The sequence below is a fragment of the Chryseobacterium sp. Leaf405 genome, from assembly GCF_001425355.1.
In the GTDB taxonomy this organism is placed as follows: Bacteria; Bacteroidota; Bacteroidia; order Flavobacteriales; family Weeksellaceae; genus Chryseobacterium.
The window spans coordinates 1-21069 of record NZ_LMQN01000018.1; the positions used below are offsets into that span (position 1 = coordinate 1).

Genomic DNA, 21069 nt, shown 5'->3' on the forward strand with positions numbered 1-21069 from the left:
TTATTTTCAATAGTTAAACCTTCGTGTGCCAATTCTAAAGTTTCAATGGCAACCTCATTACCTTCGGCTTTCAGATCTGTTGACTGTAATTTTAACGGGAATGCATTTTTCACTTTCCATGTAACTGCAGGTTCTCCGTTTTCGTCCAACAACGAAATAGTGATTGATCTTCTCTCTACCGTATTCAACTGAACGGATTGGAACCACTCAAAAAACTCATTATCAGCCTTGAAAGTTCCTCTTTTTAAAGTGATGTTATTGAAAACTCTCAATCCAGGCATTTTAATTTTGCTGAAATCCGGACTTGCGCCATGTCGGTATTCAATTAAGCCGGCTTCAATATTCAACCCCGATACTTCCTGAAAACCTACTTTTGTTCCGCCCCAATCTACTTCAAAGGCAAACTTTACTAATGGATATGTACTCATAATTCTATGTATATTTATTTGTTATTTGGTTAATTTTATGATTCTTGCAACTTGTGTGAAAAACGAAGCACAATAAATTCTGCAGGACGTACGGCAGCCATACCGATCTCGATATTCATTCTTCCTTCCAGAATATCCTCAGCAGACATGGTTTTGTTCAAACCAACGCTTACATAATACGCTTCTTCAGGCTTGCTTCCTGCCAATGCACCGTCTTGCCACTGTTGATTAAGGAAATTCTCGATCATTGTCTGTACACGGATCCAGGTATTAGCCGTATTTGGTTCGAAAACGAAACGTTCTGTTGCTTTTTTCACAGATTCTTCCACCATGTTGAAGAAACGGCGTACAGAAACGTATTTCCATTCGTTGCTGTTTCCGTCCAATGTTCTTGCGCCCCAAACCAAGGTTCCTTTTCCTGTGAAAGTTCTGATGGCGTTGATGGATTTTCCAGCCGTTGCATCTACGTTAAGATTTTCCTGATCCTCGTGAGAGATTTTTACTGTCGGAGCTACCACATAATTAAGTCCAACATTCGCAGGTGCTTTAAATACTCCTGAAGTGCTGTCTACTTTTGCATACACTCCCGCCATTGCTGATGATGGAACCATCACTACCTTTCTAGAGACTACTTACCTGGATCTTGGACGATGTTTAAACCAACGATCATTGATGTGGGTNGGGCGAACAGCCCAACCCTTGGGACCTTCTCCACGTGAGAGATTTTTACTGTCGGAGCTACCACATAATTAAGTCCAACATTCGCAGGTGCTTTAAATACTCCTGAAGTGCTGTCTACTTTTGCATACACTCCCGCCATTGCTGATGATGGAACCATTACTACTGGTTTAGATTCAATTGCTTTTTTAGCCTGGTTATAAAATTCAGAGTTCACAGATTTCAATCCTGCTAAAGTTGTAATCCCAAATGTACCGGTAACTAAAACATCAGCCTCGTTAAAATCATAACTCAAAACTGTTTTTAATTTTGGATAATAAGCCGCTCCGTATTTTAAGCCAGTAGAAACTACTTTATTTCTAAAAGTACCATCATCTCCAAGAACATCCATAATAATGAATCTGTCTTTCATCAATTCTGCATGATCTAAAGCACTATTATATAAAGAATAAACCTTGGAAATAGCTAAATCAGACTGAGCATTTGAAAGATCTACAGCATTATCCGCGGCAGCTTCAGCAATAATTTCAGCGGTATTAAAAACGGTATTAAAAGCAGCAACAACAGCCTGAACAGCATTTTTAGCATCAGCAATAGTAGCATTCGGAGCACTAGCCGCGATTTGAGCGGCCGTTGCAACTGCCTGAGCAGCCTGAGCCGCCGCAATCTGACGAAGATCATTTGGATCAGTAACTTCATAGCTATCAGCCATTGTAATAGCAGCATCGACAGCAGACTGTAAATCAGCACCACCATTAGCAGCAGCAAAAACAGCCGCGGCTGCCACTTTAGCTTCATTAGCGATGCTCTCATTTTCTTGTGCAATTTGAGAAGCCTCTTCTGCAGAAGTAACATCGGCATCAGCAGGAACCAAACCTTGAAGGTCCGGGAAAACGATAAGTGTAGGCTCATCTTCTTTTTTTAACAGCTCCAAACCGTATAATAAAGTTGCTTCTTCTGCTGTAGAGGTTCCTACAGTCACTGCATCGTTATAATCTCCTACTGAAACAATGTAACAAGGGCCTCCGCCATTCGCAAAATACATTTGCATGGCATAATACATTTTGAAGTCGCTTACTTTAGTTTGTGTTGCTGTTGCAACTCCATCTGTAAAAGCTACAGCAAAATTTTCCGGGTTTGCTTTTCCAAAAAGATTTTCATATTCCAACATTGAAGCGATTCTCGTTGGTTTGTTTTTAAGTCCTTCCGCTGTGTACCCGATAAATGCGGGAATAGCTGTTTCAACTTGCGCTACGGAAGGTGGAAATTTTGTATGTTCCTCCACATAGACTCCAGGGGTTTTGTAATTCATTTTTGTTGATTTTTAAATTAATATTAATTATTCCTCGAAATACGACTTCGAATGTTCGTTTGTGATTGATTATTTTTTATGATTTTTGTAGTTTGTGTGAGAAATTCAGGACAATAAATTCTGCAGGGCGTACCAGTGCTATTTCGATTTTTACATTCAAAATATTATTAGTCGTATTTTCATCTTTGGATCCGTCAACTTCCACTTTATAAGCTTCTTTCGGAGTACTTCCTGCCAATGCACCGTCTATCCATTGTTGGTTAAGAAAATTTTCCAACATTGTTCTTGCCCGTAAGTATGTGGAAGGAATATTGGGTTCATCAATAAAATGTCTGAGTGCTACGTTGATCGATTGTTCAATCATATCACAGTAACGACGTACATGCACATATTTCCATTCATTATCTTCTTCATTTTCTTTATCTTTCCCATCAAAAGTTCTCGCACCCCAAACCAAAGTGCCTTTTCCTGTAAATGTTCTGATGGCATTAATTGATTTTCCTGAAACATCAATATTTAAATTCGACTGTTCCTGTTCTGAAACTTTTTCTGTGGGAGCCATTACATAATTAAGGCTGACATTCGCAGGTGCTTTCCAAACTCCTCTGGTACTGTCTACTATACCGTATACTCCTGCCATTGCCGATGATGGAGGTAAAACAACTTTCACCGACATGATTTCTTTTTTTATTTGATTGTATAGTGCCGAATTAGATAATTCCAAATTTTTAAGTGTCATCCCGTTGGCTACGCTTACTTCATCTTTAACGGCAAGAATTGCCATTTTTAATGCTTCAAACTCTCCGCTGAAAACAGGTGCATCTGCGTCTGAATTATCAGGGATTACCAAATCGTCTATCGTTCCATCATATATCGCTTCCAGTACGGCTTTTGCTTCTTCAATTGCATGTATTAAATTACCTTTTGGGTTATCGGTTTCGGTAGATGTTCCGTCGGCAGCTTCATTTACTTCTTCTGCAATGGCAATAGCCTGGGCTAATAAATCGGCAAGTACAACAGCATTTGCAGATTCACTTGAGATTTCATGACTTGCTAAGCTTTTTAATTCGTCTAATGCAGCAATTTCACCTGCATAAAAACTGGCGCTGTCTTGTCCTTGTTTTTGCAAACCAGTGTGAATTATAGGGGTTTCTGTCTCATCAAATGTATAATTCAAAACGGTTGTTAAATGAGGAAAATAAGCAGCAGCATAAGTGGTGAGGTTTATTTCTTTCCGAAGATTACCAATGGTATTGAGATTATTTGATTGAACGACAGAATTTCCGTAGTAAGTATCTACTATAACGAACCAATTTTTCTTTCCGGATTCTCTTTTATCAATTGTTTCATTATAAATAGTATAAAAATCAGCCTCTATTAACGACACCGCATCAGGAAAAATGATAAGCTTAGGATCATAAGAATCCTTAATCATTCCCACACCCCTGCTTAAGTCGATAAGATTAACTTCATCGGAGGTATAATTTCCTACTGAAACAATTTGGCATGAACCACCACCATTAGCAAAATACATTTGAAGCGAATAGTACATTAAAAATTGCGCTTCCGGTACTATAAGTTCTACTCCTTTATCTTGTGTATCTTTAAGTTGGATATGCTCTTTTCTCGGTTTTCCAAAAGATTTTTCATATTCCAAAAGAGAGCTGATATCCAATGGTTCAGTATGGTTAGCAGGTGTAAGCTCAGTATACCCAATGAATACCGGAATAGCTGTATCGATTAATGAAACTGAATGAGGAAGTCTAGTAATTTCTTCAACCGAAACACCTGGTGTTGTTGGATTTGGCATGTTTAAAATTTGAATTAATGGTTATTAGTTTTTATTTATTGATATGATTAATCGACTTTGATACTTTTTATATTAACTTCGTCAATTAATTCAACTTTGACAGGATCTTTTTCAGCAGCAATTTTTATCACACTTATTTTATATAATGCAGAAGGCATTACCTTTCCGCCCAATAATCCCCAGACATAACTTAACTGCTCAAAGGGAATAGAATGCAATTCGATTCTGAATTTGAAATCATTATATTCCAATACATTATTTGTCTGAAATATTTCAATTACTTTAGAGATATTAGACAAAGATTTATCATACGTACTTCTGTTGGCAGCGATCATTACATATAGATTTAAATAAGCAGGAGCGCCTTCTAAATCATATCGAAGCGGAACTTTATCTACTACTACTTTGTTGTATCTCGAGGTATTTTTCATTGTAGATTCTTCCTCAACGCTTAGCAGAGTAATCACTACTTTATTGTCAAGACCTGAGGTATCGTCATCATGTTTTGCTATGTTATCAACAATAGCAATTTCGCCAGTTTCCTGACCATCCTTTAAACCATTTACGGAATCATTCAGTTTATTTTTTAAAATTGTTAATACTTCCTTAATCATAATTTTTGCTCTTTATTATTATGGTGCAAACATACAATCAGACTCAATCAAAAGACAAATATTTTGAGGGGTCAAACCTGTCTTTGCAGTAAATACAATTTTTATATTTTTCATAATTTAAAAAAAATTAAATTCACAATACTTTAATAATCAAAATATTACATATACAAATTAAGACAATAACTCAAACTAAAAATTATCTTAATCTAACCATGGTGAAATTTGAATACTCCGGCAGAATCTAATTTTGATATAAAAAACCACTTATTTCAATACAAAGTGATGACACAACCAAACCGCAATTTTTTTTTCGATTTTAAATGCGTTTTTTAAATCAACAGCTATCCTAAGCAATCAAATTTAATTATTGATTGTTTTTGAAATATCAGGCATTAAAAGTATCGCCCATTATAATTTTTTTCATAAAGTATCACTTTTATCATCAAACACTTTCTCAAAAACCAGAAATCTGCATCCTTAAAAAGTGATTTTGATTTTTACTGCAAAGACAGAATAGAGAGGCTTCATAATTAGCCAGATGGATTTTCTTCCTCTAATTTTGACCCCAATAATTTTAAAAACTTATTCACATGAATATCAAAAAACTTTTTGGCAAGCGCAATGAAATCATTGGCGGCCATTTTAATGAATTACGCTCAAAAATGGGTATGACAAATCAAAATGAAGAAGACATTTTCTCTTTACGGGAAGAAATTTGTAATGCCTGTCCTTTAAAAAACGGGAACAATTGCAATGCGATGAAATGGATGAATCCTGAAACACTGGAAGTTGCAGATTCTCCAAAAGATGGGTTCATCAGAGGTTGTGGCTGCAGATTGAGCGCGAAACAGAGATCAAAGTTAAGTCTTTGTCCTGCCAGTTTTTGGGGTGGAGAATTTGACAATAAGTAAAACAGTTGAACAATTACCAACACTGCATAATTAAAATCTATTTAAAGTGAAGCAAGATCATATAATTCAGAAAGTTTTTGTTGAAATTACAGTCAACAACAAAGAAAAAGCATATCGTATAAAAGATGATATCAGCAGCTTTTTGTCTATTACTGTTTTCCCGGAAATAGAAAAATACATCAATAGCATAGAGCATCAATTAGCGGGTCATACTTTGCAAATTCCTCGGTTAGAAATGAATCTCGAGGTAAAAAACAGCTCGCTGAATACTGAATTAAAAGATAAAATTGCTGAACTATTTAAAGAAAAATTATCAGAAGTAACAGGTTCCGGTGAAACATTTAACAGGGAAACACAAAAAGATTCTAAAGCATATTGGGTTGACAATCAAGAAAAAATGGTGCAAACCTTTATCTATTTTTTAGAAAACGGCTCGATGCCCTGGTGGAATTCAGATAAAAAAAGCATCAATTTTTTAGAAAAAACAGTATTTGAAACCTTGATTTTGGCCAGCAACTTTCAAAAAAGCATCATTCCCGTTTTATCAAAGCAACATGTTCAGCATCGAATCATTAATCAACTTTCAGACGAGCAAATAGCCCAGTTGTGCCTGACTGTTTTAGAAAAAAATGAATTAAAAATCAATTTGGGAGTTGAGATCCTACGTTATATATCAAAACTGAATCATATTGACAGAATTATTGTGTGGCGATTGGTTTTACGCATTTTATCAGAATATTTGAACTCATCAGATGTCCATCTTCGGGAATATCTTTTACAACAAATTTTAAAAAGTAATACAGCAGGATTGTCAGAGGTAAGAGACAACCCTAAAAATTGGAAAATTATTGTTAAGGTATTTCCTTTTATTAACGAAAACAAAATTTTAGGAAGTCGTGAAAGTACTGAAGAGAATAAAGCATATCAACCAGATAAGCCTGAAAATATAAAAGCTCCTACTGAAACAATTCATCAAAAGGATGTAATCATACCTGATGTGTTGGGCAAAAACGATGGTGACTATATTCAAAATGCAGGACTTATTTTGATACATCCTTTCATCAAAACTTTTTTTGAACATTGCGATCTTGTACATCCGGAAACTCAGGAACTCATTGATCCTGAATTGTGTGCGCATTTACTACATTATATCGCTACCGGAAAAGCAAATGCCCCCGAATACAACATGGCTTTTGAAAAATTCTTATGTAATATTCCAATAAATCAAACCATTAACAGGCATATTAAACTTTCGCGTAAGCATAAGACACAAGCTAAAAATGTAATAGAAAGCGTACGGCACAACTGGAGCTCAATGAAAAACTCATCTGCTGCATTATTGCAAAATGAATTCTTCCAGCGGTCGGGGAAATTGGTTGTCACCGATCAGGATTATACTCTTACCGTGGAACGAAAAACACAGGATATTTTACTCGAGAAACTCGCCTGGGGAATTGGTCTCGTAAGATTGCCATGGAAGGAAAAATTCATGTTTGTGAATTGGTAATAAATTCTCTACGACTTGCTCATCAAGTGTAAAATCTATTATGCTAACATGTTTTTATTTTGAACATAATGACAAGGCATTTCTCTAGTATCATTTCAAAACCTCAACTCTAAATCAAATTATGCAATCTCCTATTAACAATGAAAAATCATTAATGAAAGCAAAGATTAATGAAAAAACAGAAATTAATCATTCATTTCAAGCCAATGAAGTAAATCATTATTCTTTAAATGAAGAAATGAAATGGCTGCAATCAGTTATTGAAATGCGGTGTCAGGAATTGTTTTTAGAAGATGAAACAGAATTGAAAATTGCTTATGGAATACCAGCACCACCAGCATCTGGTGATGAATCGCCTTACTCGGTAACGATAAATACCCACCAACTTACGGTTGTAGACAGAATAATTTTAGCACTGGGAATTGCTTCGGCTCATTATCCTTCGATGTTAAAAACATTTGTACAAATAGAAGAAAACAGTAATGCGTTTGCGATTGAAGCAGGTGGTGAATATAATAAAGTCAGTCGCAGTTTTAAGCCTACTTTCCAAACTGCACTTTTTTTGCTTGCAGGAAAAAATGTATCACTATGGTCGCAATATAGTTCACAACTGATAAATGGAAGTATTTTACTAAAAAATGACATTATTTACAATCGTTCTTCAACAGAATTCATTCATGGAAAAATTGAATTGGATACCGCTTATCTAAACTATTTTTTATCGGGTAAAAAACCACAATTAGACCACGGTTCTTACTTCCCGGGAACACTTTATAAATCTGATCTTACAATGGATGATATTATTTTAGAAAATAATGTCCGAGAACAGATAAAACCTATTGCACACTATATAAAAGCATTGGAAAACGGATTTTTTAAAACCAACGAGCACAGTTTTAAACCCGGTTTTATCGCTTTATTCTACGGTGCACCGGGAACAGGAAAAACGATGTTGGCGGGAATTCTTGCTAATTCGTATGGAATTGATATGTACCATGTTGATCTTTCACAAGTGGTGAGCAAGTATATTGGTGAAACCGAGAAAAATCTTGAAGTTTTATTTAACAGATTACAGGGTAAAAATTGTATGTTATTTTTTGATGAAGCTGATGCTTTGTTCGGAAAACGTTCTGATGTAAAAGATGCTCATGATCGCTATGCTAACCAAGAGGTGTCTTATTTATTACAGAGAATTGAAAAATTTGACGGATTAACAATTTTGGCTTCCAATTTCGAAAACAATATGGATGATGCTTTTAAGCGTCGTATAGATGTTTCCATTAATGTAATAAGACCAACAGAAACGACCAGAGAGTCACTTTGGGAGCATTATTTACCTAAAAATATAACCTTTGAAAGCGATGACCTTTTAAAACATTTGGCTAAAGAATATTCTTACACCGGTGCCAATATCCGCAACATTATGAAAAATGTAGCAATGGCATTGCATGATCGTAATGAGACCATTATTACGCATTCATTACTAAGTACTTATTTAACGATAGAAAATGAAAAGGCTTTTGGGAAAAATCAGTCTCGTCTCAGTCCATTTATCCAAAAATCAGAATAAACTTTTAGCACAAAAAAATGAATTCAACTAATAACCGACATCATGAGCCGACATAAAAAAACATTTGCGCCGAGGACAAACCGTTCCGAGACACAAAATATCCATAACAAAGAGGATGAGGAAAGATATGAGCAGATTACGAATCAAGACGCTAAAATTTCCCTCACAAAAACAGAAGTTACTCAAATAACATACATTCCATTTAAAAACAGAGCATTTCATAAAGTAGAGAAAGGATTGTCTATCATTAAATTATTTAATAATGGACTACACGTCTCCGCTCTCAATAGAGCTCTCAAGACATTAGATCACAAAGTTCCTGAAAATGAGACTTTTTTTGGGGATAAAACAAAGAAGGCACTTATGAATTTTCAAAGTGATCATGGTATTCAAAAATCTGGAATTTTTGATAAGAAAACCTTATTGAAAATGGATGAGGTGCTAGGAGCATCAAAAAAACAGGAGAAAAAAGATCAGCTTTCAGTTTCTGAGCGTGCTAAAATGCTATACGAGGCTTTTGAGCACAAAAAATTATGGATTTTTGGAGCTACAGATGAAGATAAAGTTTTTAAAGCTTTAAACAAACTTTCTTATGAAGACAGACAAGAACTCATTACATATTATGACAAAAAATACAAACCAAAAAGGAGAGCAGGATTAGTAGAAGATTTATATGAAGAATTAGAAAGCAATAAAGATTTATATAAAGCTATAAAATTGTTGTATGCAAACTTTGAAGAGCCACAACAAGAACCTCAACCAGCACCACATCAAGAACTGGAGCATACCCCCAAAGGTCAATTAATAGAAGAAGTTGTCATATTTGCTAAAAGACCATATCCATGGATTAAATCTAAAACAAAATACACACTGGAAGGAGAACCAATAGAATTTGAATGTGCATATCAATATGAAACACCTATCATGTATGCCACGGGAAGCAAGCCAAAAATACCCGAAGTTGTTCGAAAAGTATTGATACAAAAAGATGATACGGTATACAGTCTTTTAGATCGTCCTGATTTTGTAGAAAATATAAAAACTTTTAGACAAGACGGAACTGTAATTAGTGAATTTTCAATTAATACTGAAGAATCCGGCATTTACACATTTGTGTTTATTATAGAAAATACTATCACCAATGAATTCAGTGCTTACACTAAAAAACATCAGGTTAAAACACTTGAAGAGGCAGCATCTGATAATTTAAAAAAGAATAAGATTCAAAATTATTCAGATTTCAGGCAACAAATAGCATTTGTAGACTTTAATCTTTCGAAAGGAGCAGTTAAAGAGCAAAAAAGAAATCCATATTTCTTTATTAAAACCGAATCCTCTACTAAAAATCCTGAAGAAGTTGGAACTTTATATTCTGACTATATTCCTCACTTATATTATTCAATTAAGGGAAAACCAATTCCTAAAGACCATCATTATTTTTGGTTTGCAGAAATCAATACCCCGAAAGAAATGGCGGATGGAGTTAGCGCATTGCTAGTTGTTGAATATGCTAAAAATGCAGTTGTACACGGCTATAAAAGAGGAACGTATTTCGGTAAAGATGGCTGGGATATGAATTCGTCACAAACAACAGCTGCTTTTTTAGGTTCATTTACAGGTGTTTTTACAATACATTGCCTGGAATTAGATAAAAAAAACCATCTGGCAGGGCAACAAGCATCCTACCAACAAGTGATCTTGCCAAAAGAAGATTACAAAGCACTTCAGAACATTAGAGAATACAAGAGAAATATTGATAAAAGTTTTAATACCATTATTCCTAACACAGCATTAGCTTTAAATGCCATTGTAATAAACGAAAAAACTACAGAAACACTATCTCTCAATTTATTTTTAGGAAAAAGCAAAACAAATTCCAAAAATTATGTATTAACAGATCTTACGCCAGGTATACTGCACAAGCGTACCTATGAAGGAAGTAATATAAAAGATTTATTTAAAGAATTTGACCGCAAAAACACCTATCCGGATGGCATATTAGCCTATGAAATTCCGGTAAATACACTCGGGTATCCTAGTATGAAAGGTAATTTCACTACCGATGGAGAATCTATGTGGGAATCGCTTTCTACTAAAGCGGGTTGGGCTTCTTTGGGTTTGGCAGTAGCAGGATTGGCGACATCATTTACACCGGCAGCTCCTATCGCGCCTTTATTATTTATAGCTGCAGGAGCTACAGGAGCAGTCTCCGGTACAGCCAGTATTATCGATAAAGTACAACAAGGCACGCTTACCAAAGAAACCCTGACTTTGGATGTCATCATGATAGCTTCCAGCTTTTTAGGGATGGCCGGGTCATTATCAAGCATCGTTAAAGCATCATCTATTTTAAAAATATCCGCAACAGGGATGCGTTACATCATTATAACCGATTTTGCCCTTAATGGTACTGCCGGAATTATGATTACATTTGATGGTTTAGAAAGTATACAAGCCATTAATGATAATAAAAACTTAACCACAGCAGAAAAAATAGATGCTACGGTTAAAATTTTGGCTCAGTTGACATTAACTGCAGGATTGCTGGTATTGAGTAGTAAAAATTTAAAAGGAGCAACATTAGAGAACGAGCAACTGCCAAAGAAGAAAAATAAAACTTCAACACAATCAAAAAAACCTTACAACCCAGAGCAGCATTCGGAATTTATTGATACGCCTCACAATTTGACAGACGGTATCTTACCAAAACTGACTGGTTTCAAACAACAACTTGAAATAGCATCTCTCAGACATCATTTAACGGAAGAGCAGTTGATAAATTTCAAAAAAGCTTTGGAATCAGCTGATCCTAAAGTTTTAAATGAAATAAATAATCAAGATAAATTAATTAACTTTGTTAAAAGCTACAAAGATAATCCGAAAGTTTTCACTCAAACTGTAAAAAGCTATGAAAAATTCTTGGGAGAATATGGATGGTATAAGTTTTGGAAAAAAATGCCCGACTTTGGAAAATCATCAAAAACTATTGATTTGTTAAAAAGTGAAAATAAATTATTACCTATCGGTGATGCAACCCATCATGATCTTGCCACTGTTCATGTTTTTACAGTAGACGGAGGATTAGTAAACACTCCGGCACGTTTTGAGCCTTCTTGGTGGGGCGAATATAACAGCCAAATATATGAAGATTTAAAAATTGCCTTAGATAAACTTAGAAAAGTGGAAGAACGAAATATGAACGGAAAAACAGTACTTAGCGGACGCATGGAAAGTTTAGATTATTTTGAATCAACTTTAAAAAATGGAAAAGGCAAAGAAGTTCCTTTCAAAGGGATGGTTTCTGCTACATTAGATGAAAAAGTAGCAAAAGGATTTATAGAGCTTTCAGCTAAAAATGTAAAAAAAGGAGAAAAAGTAGCTATTATTAGAAAAATAGAAACTGTAGAAGGTGTTTATATTGATGATTTGTCAGATTGGGGTAAAAACCTTGGTCCCATACGACATTCTGATGCAACCCCTCCTTCTACAATGATACAAGAGGAAGTACTTATGAATGAAGGATATTTCCGCCAAACTTCTAATCCAAAATATATAAAAACCATTGACGATATAGAGTATTATGAAATAGAATATTTAGAATTAGTAAAACCATTAAAATAAAAAATATGATTTTCGCAACAGACTATTTTAACCATATCAAAGATGAATTGCCTGAGTTTAATTTAAAATTATTATTAAATATCGAAGATTTGAACAATTCTATTTTTGACGAAGTATTTACTATACTTAAACCAAATCAGCAAGAACAATATATTGCTTTTAAAGATTCTGAAAAAGCAAAAAAGTACAGAACAGAGAGAAATGACCAATTACCTTATGTAGATTTTAATAATTTACCCGAGATATTTGACGATAATTTACTACAAAAAATTATGCTGTATCAAAAAGACGGAGAAACTAGAAGAGCAATAGATGATTCATTATCAGAACAGCACAAAGATCAAATTGCCAGATTTGAATCCAAAATATACGAAGAAGAAAAAGCCAAAAGACGAGCTTTAATGACCGATGAGGAAAAAAGAAAAGAAAAGGAATGGTGGGATAATTATAATACAGATCCAACACCACGTTTTATGGGTAATGTGGGAGAGCCGGATACAGTTACAAGTTATATCATAAAATATGGTGTAAATCCCTTAACCCGAGAACCTGAAACCATTGAAAGTTTTAATGAAAAGTATACCATTGATCCCCAAACAGGAGATCCTGTTCCGAAAGATAAGAATGAATAATTTCATTACACAAAAAAGTAAAGATCTTTATAAATAACTTGTAACGGGGCTACCTCAATTTTGAGATAGCCTCGTTTTATGTAGTGAAAATCAATATGACTAAAATTAATATAACTGCTAAGATAGAAAAGAATGGAGAATCATTCTTGTTCTATATAAATATATTCAATATATCTGAAGAAACTTTAAAGTTCAACCTTTCTAATAATACGGGTGGGCTTGCAAGAGAAACAATTCATTTATATGATAAAAACAAGAATAGATTGAATAAAGGAGTCAGCTACATGACCCCCATCAATAATGTCACCAGTCTAACTTCAATCGAAACAGGAGAATCCACTCAGGTTATTTTAAAAGCGAATCTTGAGGAAATAGAGAATGACCTATTTCTTGAATTTAAAGGAGCTAATTTTAATGTTAAAAAGGATAAAACCTACTATTTTCAAATAGAATATCTTGATACAAAATCAGATATGATCCCTTTCAATATTGATTAAAAAAACACAATTTTGAAAAATAATTAAATAAAAGAAGAGATATATAAACGATAAAGTAATTAAATATGAAAAAAAACGAAATAACCAGGAAAAAATTATTTGATGGAGATGAAGAAAAATGTTTAAAAGAAATTTTTGAAATTGAAAATCAGGAAATCAAATTAATTGATTTTTACAATAATCCATTAAGAGATTTAAAAAAAGAAATAGATGATGAAAGTTTTGATACAATCGTCAGAGAAAATGAATTTACTGAAAGAAAAAGTTTCATTGAAAAATATGTATCTGAGGAGGGATTGGAAATTCATTATCTAAAAAAAAATGATCTCATATATCTATTTTCATATGGAGAATATCAATCAGGGAGATATATGTTATTTTTAGAAGGTGTTTGGCATTATATGAAATAATAAAGCATCTGTTTAATATAAATAAAGTAATATTAATGAACTGATCATAAAAAATTAAAAGTAGTAGAATTAGAAAAACTATCAAAGTAAAAAAGGAACACTAACAAAAAAACTAATAAAGCATCTCACAAGGATATAAAAACCACAACAAAAGTTGTATTTTTCTTAATTATATCGGCTTTACCTATTCATATTCATAAGTCAAGTATTTAATATTGTTTATGTCTTAAAGAGTATATAAATTTTTCTAAAAAAGATTTTCAAGTTCATTCCGTACTTACACTCAAACCATAAATTGGTAATTTATACTCTACAGCAATTTTCATATTCTTTGTTACTTTGATTTAGTAATAACCAACTAAAACAAATTACCATGTCAGAAGTAAACGTAAACTCAAAAGGTCAGCTTCAATTAGGCGCAGGTGCTCAATTCTGGGTGTATCTTTCACCACAAAACGATACCGCCAAAATGATTTCAAATTGGCGTGTAACATTTTCACAAGGAAACTGGAGCGAATCTATTTCAAGTGAAGATCCAACCAAGCAGATTCAGACCCCAAATCTTTCCGGGATTTTTGAAATAAAAGTAGAATTGTTGAGCGGTTCTACAGGTACATGGCGCCAGATACCCCCTCAGGCAGGAAGTTATAATGAAATAGGCTGTAATTCTAACTGTGCTTCAATGGTAGGAATTGTTGCAGACAGTACAAATCCCCCTCCGGGATCAATTAACGCCCATTTCTGGACAACCTGGGACGCTATGTGTAAAGCAGGATAACCAACAAGAAAATTAATCACACTATAACGACAAAAAGCTTACTGTTATCCGGGTAAGCTTTTGTTGTTTATAACCTTTGATAGCTTAACATAACAAAAGAATTATTACTCTACTCCCTCTTCACATTCATACTAAATAATACCATTAAAAAAACTAATTATGTCAGAAAATCCAGAAAACAAAATAGAATTACCGGTAATCAACTTACCGGGAGATCAGTTTGCCCATACCGATGCACCTACAGAATGGTGGTGGCATGTTGGCACCTTAACAGCAGAAGACGGACGGGTTTTTGGCTTCGAGGTTAACGCCACAGGAATGTTGTCAGAAAAAATATCCTACGCATTCACACAAATTCAAATACTGATGTCAAGAATCAGCGCAATTATCAAAAAGTAAATCCAATACTTCCCCGTCCCAATGATTGGGCGCAATATGATACCTCTCAACCCTGGTTTGTCAAATTAGGTCAAAGTGGTACTGACGGTTTAGTTTCAATGAACGCTATTAACGGGAATCCATTAAATATGTCTGTACAAGCAATCTTTACAGATGTGAATAATAAAGGTGTTGAAACCAGTTGTGAGCTTAATCTTAATTTATTTCAACAAGGTCCACCCCTATTGGTTTGGGGAACGGGTTGTCATGAAGTAAATCCAAGTGGAACAAGTCCTATCACCAAGAATAATTACTATTATTCATTAACATATCTACAAGCAAGCGGAACAATAAAAATTGGGAACGAAGAGATCAAAGTGAGCGGATTAACGTGGATGGATCATGAGTATGGTGCTTTCCCACAAGGATCGCCAACCAGTAAAGTGATATGGCTGTTACAGGACATCCAACTGGAGAATGGGTTGCATCTTTCCAATTACACTAAGTTTGGAGTTTATCCTGAGGAAAATGTTCCAATGTCTTCCAATGCGACATTATTAATAGATGGAAAAAGTCATTTTATTAAGACCATCACTACTCCTTTGGGACCTTTATTCGTAAGTGACAAGGGAGTTACTTACTTTTTAAAATTTAAGATAAAGCTTGAAGGTCATGATCAATTGAGTTTTATAGTAGATAGTTCTTACGGGGATCAAGTATTTAGAGACGGTGAAGGTGCAGATGTTTACGAAGGAGTTGGCACCGCCGAACTAATATATGATCTTACACAAAAAGAGAAAATAGTACTTTCTAAAGGTACCGCTTGGATAGAGCAGAATTTAGGATAAATAAAAATATAACCAAAAAACAATATAAATATGAGTTTAGAAAATAATGTAACGAGCCCTTGGATTGGCGGATTCGAAGAATCAAATCCTGCTTTTGACTATCCAAAACCAGATTTAAGTTCTCTTCCGATGTTAGATAATATGGCCAATATTCCAAAGTTGCAGAGACAGATGAAAGCAATGTGGCCTGAATTCAGCTGGCTCACAGATATTACAAAGGATAACTCCAGATGTTTTCAAATGTTTGCACCGGATATTTCACGAATTGGCTATACCGCCGAAGGTCGCGTGTACTCGATTATCTGTCCTCAACAAGGTGCTTACCTAGATAGCGTTGGTATCAATCTTAATGTTGAGGTCACAGTTACCGGTCAGCGCGGATGGCTAAATGAAACAACGAAAGAATTGGCTGCTGATCTAACGGTAACAGGAAAGATATGGTTCTCTCCCAATAATAACCACCCATTATTAAAGCTACTTTTTGCATCCTGCGATCACCTGAACTTACCATTTAAAAAGTCAAGTGCAATAGAAGTTCAGACGTCAAATATTGGTAATTCCAACCCTATCTTTCCTCTGCTAAAAGGTACAACCAATCGTTTTTCCAGTCCATCGTTTGCAGATCATCAGGATGTAGCGTACACTGTTGGTAATATTGATGTTCAAATAAACAATCTTAAACTCACCGATAATGATATTGTTGATAAATTCAATAAAATTGTGCTGGGTATATTTAATATTCTTTCCGGGAATATGTTACAGGATACAAATATACTTTCATGGAACGTCTGGTTTGATAACCCATCAGTCGTAGATCAAGCAGAATGGCAGGCACACGCCGAATATTGGAGAGAATCTTTGGATGTAGACCACCGATCACCGGAAGGAAATGGCACGCAGGCAAAATACTACGACGGAACACTTTTGAAAATCAGTAAACTTCAGGTATTGGAACAATTATTTAAGTTGCTTTGGGAAGTATTGATTCCTAATGCAGAAGCCTTTGGATTAGACAAGAACGAACTTACTCTGATAGCAAAAGCTACTGTCAGCGATATGCAGCTGGAATTGGAACAACTTTGATAATAGATTTACAACCTATTTCATAAGTTTTTATTTATACTGACTTAAAAAAAGAGGAACTTAGAGATCACTATTTTACAGGTAGTCTCTTTGTTCCTCTTTTCTCATGATATAAGCGAAGAAAATTTTATACATATCTAAAAATAATAATTCTTGGACAAAGCTATTGAGATGAGTACCGCTAACATTAAAAAAAAAGATGAAACGTACAAATATTTGGAAGAAGCTGCTTTATTTGAAAAATTACAGAAAATTATTACCTTTATATGAGACTACTCTAATCACATGAATACAGATCTCTTAAAATCTTATATCCTGAAGACGGTTTCTATTGATGAAAAACAGGCCGAAGAATTTTGCAGCCTCTTCATACCCAGAACAGTGGACAAAAAGGAAATCTTACTAAAGGAGGGCGAGATCTCAGGATTTGAAGCTTTTGTAACTAAAGGTCTGTTCAAAGTCTACCATGTTAATCAGGAAATGGTTGAGCATATCCTTTACTTTGCCATGGAAGGCTGGTGGCTTGCTGATATCGACAGTTTCAACCATCAGCTTCCTTCACAATTGAATATTGAAGCCATTGAGAACAGTGAGATAATGATGATTAAAAGATCCGACAAAGAATATGCCTACGAGCATATACCCGGAGTTGAAAAGCTTTTCCGTGTAATGACCCAGCTGTCACACGTAGCACTGCAACGGCGTATGATTGAAAATCTGAGTATTCATGCTGACCAGCGCTACCTTAATTTTATCGAAAAATACCCGAAACTCGCCCAACGCCTTACCAATGTTCATATCGCTGCTTACTTGGGAATCAGTCACGAATTCGTAAGCCGTATTAGAAACAAGATCGTTCATAAAAGGTTACCGTAATTTATTGACATAGTTCAATCTCCTGATGATAGATCTCCACTTAACTTTGTTCCTGTCAATTATAAAAATAACAATATGAACAATGTAGATATTATCAGAAGTACCTATGAAGGCAAAAATTCTGAGGAGAACGGCCGCAATCTTGAACAACACGCAGATGCCCTTATAAGCTGGACCGAAGCAAAAGGCTTTCCCTACGGAGGAACCTATGTTGGGATGGATAGCATTGCCAAGAATGTTTTCAGTAAACTGGGGAGTGAGTGGAAAGACTATAAATTTACCCCGGAAAACTATCTTTCTGACGGCGATCAGGTAGTTGCATATGGAACTTATAGTGGAACAAATAAAACAACAGAACTTTATTTTGAAGCCAGAGTAGCCCATCTTTGGAAGCTGAAAGACGGAAAGATTATAAGTTTCGAACAGTTCGTCGATAGCAAAACGGTTGCTGATGTATATGCCTAATTTATGTTAATACAAAAAATTAAGAACAACAATTAATTACTAAAATAATATGGACAATCAACAATCAAATTTTAGAGTAGTAAAGGCAGGTGCTTTAAGCCTTGAAGTATTCAATGCATCAGAGGAGAGTTTTGGTGTGGAATCGGTCATTATATCAGGCGAAAAGGATGCCGTATTGGTTGATGCGCAGTTTACACTGGCAGACGCAGAAACAGTAGCACAAAGAATTCTGTCTTCAGGTAAGGAACTTAAATCGATCTATATCTCTCATAATGATCCGGATTTCTATTTTGGGCTTGAAGTATTAAAAAAATATTTTCCTAAGGTTACGGCCTATGCAACTCCAACCGTTGTTGAAAAGATTAAAGCTACGTCGCAAAAGAAATTGGAAGTATGGGGCGGCCGCCTAGGTGACAAAATCACTTCAAACATAGTGCTGCCACAGGTTCTTAATGGTAACCAAATCGATATTGAAGGTCATACATTACAAGTGGTGGGTCTGGAGCAGTTTCCGGAAAAGACATTTCTTTGGATCCCAGACGCAAAAGCAATCGTTGGCGGTATCAATATATTTGGTGATACTTTCAATCTTTGGATGGCAGATGCGCAGTCAACAGAAAGCCGTCAGCAATGGATTGATGTGTTGAATAAAATTGTTGAATATGCTCCGGAAATTGTAATTCCTGCTCATGCTAAAAATTCAGATTCTTTCGATATAAGATCCGTACAGCATACCAAAGAATATATTGAAAACTATGAACAGGCACTTAAAACAGCAAAGACTTCCGAAGAACTGATTCAATCAATAACAAGCAAATATCCAAATCTCACATTTGATACGGCATTGCAGTTAGGAGCTAAGGTGAACACCGGTGAAATGAAATGGTAAATTTAAATTAACTACCATTATTATCTATTTTTTCCTGCTGACTACGTTTTTATTCAGTATTAAATGATTGATTTAAAAAAACTTACAGGATTAAAAAACATAAAAAGGTCCGTTTTCATGAGTTATGAGACGGACTTTTACTTTTATTTATAGATGGTTATAAAGGTCTTGTTTCTATAATAATAAAATGTGCCACCCGATCCTTGATTAACCATTTTCCGTTTTGGTTGATATAAAAGTCTTCATATTTTACATTATAATCCGTCAAAACATCCTTTCCTTCTACTTCTCTTACCATTTTCAGTTGCGAGAATGAAATTCCGGTAGCTGTTTCTCCGTTGATTTTTACCCTATGTTGGCCATTTAACGTAAAATACGTTTTCACTTCATTGGCATGACCGTTGAAATTCTTCTCCATATCTTCTCTTCCCGAAACACTGGAAATTAAATTCCCATTCATATATACATTATACGTAAGGTCTGGCGTAAACAAATCCATCACCTGCGGGATTTTTTTCTCATCGCCCAAATAAGCATAATTATCAATTAAGTTTCTTAAATCTTCTTTTGTTTTTAAAATTTCTAAAGTCATTTTGTTAATTTTAAATTAATTTATTGCTGAAAAATATTGTTGTACTATTGTGTTATGTTTGTTTCTGTTGAACCAAAAAATATTGATCGATCACGTAAAAAAGCAGTTATCCAAACTAATAGTAACGGAATAGCGGGATTCAGCATTGAGCCGTCATGCGACAATTCGGTTGCCATTGCGCCTGAAAAATAGCAACTTATTAAAATGAAGCCAAAACGCATCGTTTTCGGAAATGCGAATAAAATAATAAAGGCAATTTCCATTATCCCTAATGTTGTTGCAGAATTGGGTAAATTGAATTTAACCAAACCATCTACTGACCAAGGCAAATGCATGGCTTTCATCAAACCACTTAACCCTACTATAACCGTAACCAAAACCGTAAGTCCGGTTGTAATTTTCTCTTTTATTGTATAATTTTATTGTTCTCAATTTTCATTTATTTATTACTCGACAAAATTATATTATATTTGCTTACATTTTATTAGTTGTTACTTATAGGTTAGTAACTAACAAAGCAATGAATTATGAAAAAATCAACAGAAATTCAAACAGATAACAGAGAATTTACCGAAGAATGTCATACGATTTTAACAGCAGTTTCGGATGCACTATATGTGATTGGTGGTAAATGGAAATTGATGATTATTATCGCAATGGCTAGAGGAAACAAGCGATTTACCGAAATTCAAAGGCAAGTCACCGGAATCTCTGCACGCGTACTTTCCAGCGAATTGAAAGATTTGGAACTGAATGGTTTTATCGTCAAAAAAGTAGAAAATGGTTACCCCGTAACTATTGAATATGAATTGCTTCCGTACAGCCAGACTTTAGAAGAATTAGTTGGTGCAATGACGAGATGGGGAATTCAGCATCGTGAAAAGGTGAAAGCTGAAATGTCCAAATAAGGTCTGCAAATTTATAATAAAAAGTAAAGATGCTCCTACATCTTGATAATGTTGTTCAGATATTAAAATACGGACGCGGACTCCAATAACTTGTACGATCTTTTAAATCCAGTACTGACATTTTGCCTGTTGTTTATCTTTCAATGAAATTTTGCTTTTCATCGAATTTTGCCTAAAGTAAACGCATCTCTATCTTCTGGTAAATGGTTTGGTATAAACGTTTCATATTCACATACTGCAGAAAAATACAAATTTCATGCTT

The 21069-nt window shown here is 34.7% G+C and carries 21 protein-coding genes; 15 read left to right on the plus strand and 6 right to left on the minus strand.

What is annotated here, in order from left to right:
* The 4 genes from ASG22_RS18075 to ASG22_RS18095 all read right to left on the minus strand — a co-directional run.
* Positions 1 to 428, minus strand: a 428-nt coding sequence (locus ASG22_RS18075; RefSeq protein WP_055987675.1) for a phage tail protein, incomplete at its 3' end; no start/stop codon positions are given.
* Between the two features lie 35 nt (positions 429 to 463).
* Entirely contained in the window at positions 464 to 1039 is a 576-nt protein-coding gene (locus tag ASG22_RS18080) for a phage tail sheath family protein (protein WP_082505046.1), read from the minus strand.
* A gap of 1455 nt (positions 1040 to 2494) precedes the next feature.
* Entirely contained in the window at positions 2495 to 4228 is a 1734-nt protein-coding gene (locus ASG22_RS18090) for a phage tail sheath family protein (RefSeq protein WP_055987679.1), read from the minus strand.
* 47 nt (positions 4229 to 4275) lie between these two features.
* A complete protein-coding gene (locus ASG22_RS18095; protein ID WP_055987681.1) occupies positions 4276 to 4842 on the minus strand; it encodes a DUF4255 domain-containing protein in 567 nt (188 codons plus the stop codon).
* Positions 4843 to 5510: 668 nt separating this feature from the next.
* Between ASG22_RS18095 and ASG22_RS18100 the strand changes: the two genes are divergently transcribed.
* From ASG22_RS18100 to ASG22_RS18165, 14 genes are all read left to right on the plus strand, one after another.
* The gene (locus ASG22_RS18100; RefSeq protein WP_131726212.1) at positions 5511 to 5753 is read left to right on the plus strand and encodes a hypothetical protein; all 243 of its coding nucleotides are present in this window, start codon (positions 5511 to 5513) and stop codon (positions 5751 to 5753) included.
* 46 nt (positions 5754 to 5799) lie between these two features.
* Positions 5800 to 7260, plus strand: coding sequence for a contractile injection system tape measure protein (locus ASG22_RS18105; protein ID WP_055987686.1), 1461 nt, complete (start codon positions 5800 to 5802; stop codon positions 7258 to 7260).
* Between the two features lie 121 nt (positions 7261 to 7381).
* Complete coding sequence (locus ASG22_RS18110; protein ID WP_055987687.1) at positions 7382 to 8830, plus strand: ATP-binding protein; 1449 nt, start codon at positions 7382 to 7384, stop codon at positions 8828 to 8830.
* A 42-nt stretch (positions 8831 to 8872) separates the two neighbouring features.
* Positions 8873 to 12451 (plus strand): peptidoglycan-binding domain-containing protein, encoded by a 3579-nt coding sequence (locus ASG22_RS18115; protein WP_055987690.1) that lies wholly within the window; start codon positions 8873 to 8875, stop codon positions 12449 to 12451.
* A 5-nt stretch (positions 12452 to 12456) separates the two neighbouring features.
* Positions 12457 to 13083 (plus strand): hypothetical protein, encoded by a 627-nt coding sequence (locus tag ASG22_RS18120; RefSeq protein WP_055987692.1) that lies wholly within the window; start codon positions 12457 to 12459, stop codon positions 13081 to 13083.
* Positions 13084 to 13178: 95 nt separating this feature from the next.
* Positions 13179 to 13580: a hypothetical protein gene (locus ASG22_RS18125; RefSeq protein ID WP_055987695.1), complete on the plus strand. Its 402-nt coding sequence runs from the start codon at positions 13179 to 13181 to the stop codon at positions 13578 to 13580.
* A 65-nt stretch (positions 13581 to 13645) separates the two neighbouring features.
* Positions 13646 to 13990 carry a hypothetical protein gene (locus ASG22_RS18130; protein ID WP_055987697.1) on the plus strand — a complete coding sequence of 115 codons (345 nt, stop codon included), beginning with the start codon at positions 13646 to 13648 and terminating at the stop codon, positions 13988 to 13990.
* A 373-nt stretch (positions 13991 to 14363) separates the two neighbouring features.
* The gene (locus ASG22_RS18135) at positions 14364 to 14768 is read left to right on the plus strand and encodes a hypothetical protein (protein ID WP_055987700.1); all 405 of its coding nucleotides are present in this window, start codon (positions 14364 to 14366) and stop codon (positions 14766 to 14768) included.
* Positions 14769 to 14927: 159 nt separating this feature from the next.
* Positions 14928 to 15167, plus strand: a complete 240-nt coding sequence (locus ASG22_RS18140; RefSeq protein WP_055987702.1) for a hypothetical protein — start codon at positions 14928 to 14930, stop codon at positions 15165 to 15167.
* Positions 15168 to 15295: 128 nt separating this feature from the next.
* Positions 15296 to 15994: a lipocalin-like domain-containing protein gene (locus tag ASG22_RS18145; protein WP_157844729.1), complete on the plus strand. Its 699-nt coding sequence runs from the start codon at positions 15296 to 15298 to the stop codon at positions 15992 to 15994.
* Between the two features lie 30 nt (positions 15995 to 16024).
* Positions 16025 to 17077 carry a hypothetical protein gene (locus ASG22_RS18150; protein WP_055987706.1) on the plus strand — a complete coding sequence of 351 codons (1053 nt, stop codon included), beginning with the start codon at positions 16025 to 16027 and terminating at the stop codon, positions 17075 to 17077.
* A gap of 285 nt (positions 17078 to 17362) precedes the next feature.
* Positions 17363 to 17953, plus strand: a complete 591-nt coding sequence (locus ASG22_RS18155) for a Crp/Fnr family transcriptional regulator (protein ID WP_055987708.1) — start codon at positions 17363 to 17365, stop codon at positions 17951 to 17953.
* 75 nt (positions 17954 to 18028) lie between these two features.
* Positions 18029 to 18418 carry a nuclear transport factor 2 family protein gene (locus ASG22_RS18160; protein WP_055987710.1) on the plus strand — a complete coding sequence of 130 codons (390 nt, stop codon included), beginning with the start codon at positions 18029 to 18031 and terminating at the stop codon, positions 18416 to 18418.
* 49 nt (positions 18419 to 18467) lie between these two features.
* Positions 18468 to 19307, plus strand: a complete 840-nt coding sequence (locus ASG22_RS18165) for an MBL fold metallo-hydrolase (RefSeq protein WP_055987712.1) — start codon at positions 18468 to 18470, stop codon at positions 19305 to 19307.
* 157 nt (positions 19308 to 19464) lie between these two features.
* On the opposite strand, the gene ASG22_RS18170 is transcribed toward ASG22_RS18165, so the two are convergent.
* Together ASG22_RS18170 and ASG22_RS21700 are read right to left on the minus strand one after the other, a co-directional pair.
* Positions 19465 to 19899, minus strand: a complete 435-nt coding sequence (locus tag ASG22_RS18170) for a nuclear transport factor 2 family protein (RefSeq protein ID WP_055987713.1) — start codon at positions 19897 to 19899, stop codon at positions 19465 to 19467.
* A 44-nt stretch (positions 19900 to 19943) separates the two neighbouring features.
* Positions 19944 to 20243 carry a DoxX family protein gene (locus ASG22_RS21700; protein WP_082505047.1) on the minus strand — a complete coding sequence of 100 codons (300 nt, stop codon included), beginning with the start codon at positions 20241 to 20243 and terminating at the stop codon, positions 19944 to 19946.
* Positions 20244 to 20426: 183 nt separating this feature from the next.
* Here ASG22_RS21700 and ASG22_RS18180 point away from each other — a divergent pair, with 183 nt between their 5' ends.
* Positions 20427 to 20807 (plus strand): winged helix-turn-helix transcriptional regulator, encoded by a 381-nt coding sequence (locus tag ASG22_RS18180; RefSeq protein ID WP_055987718.1) that lies wholly within the window; start codon positions 20427 to 20429, stop codon positions 20805 to 20807.
* Positions 20808 to 21069 lie beyond the last annotated feature (262 nt).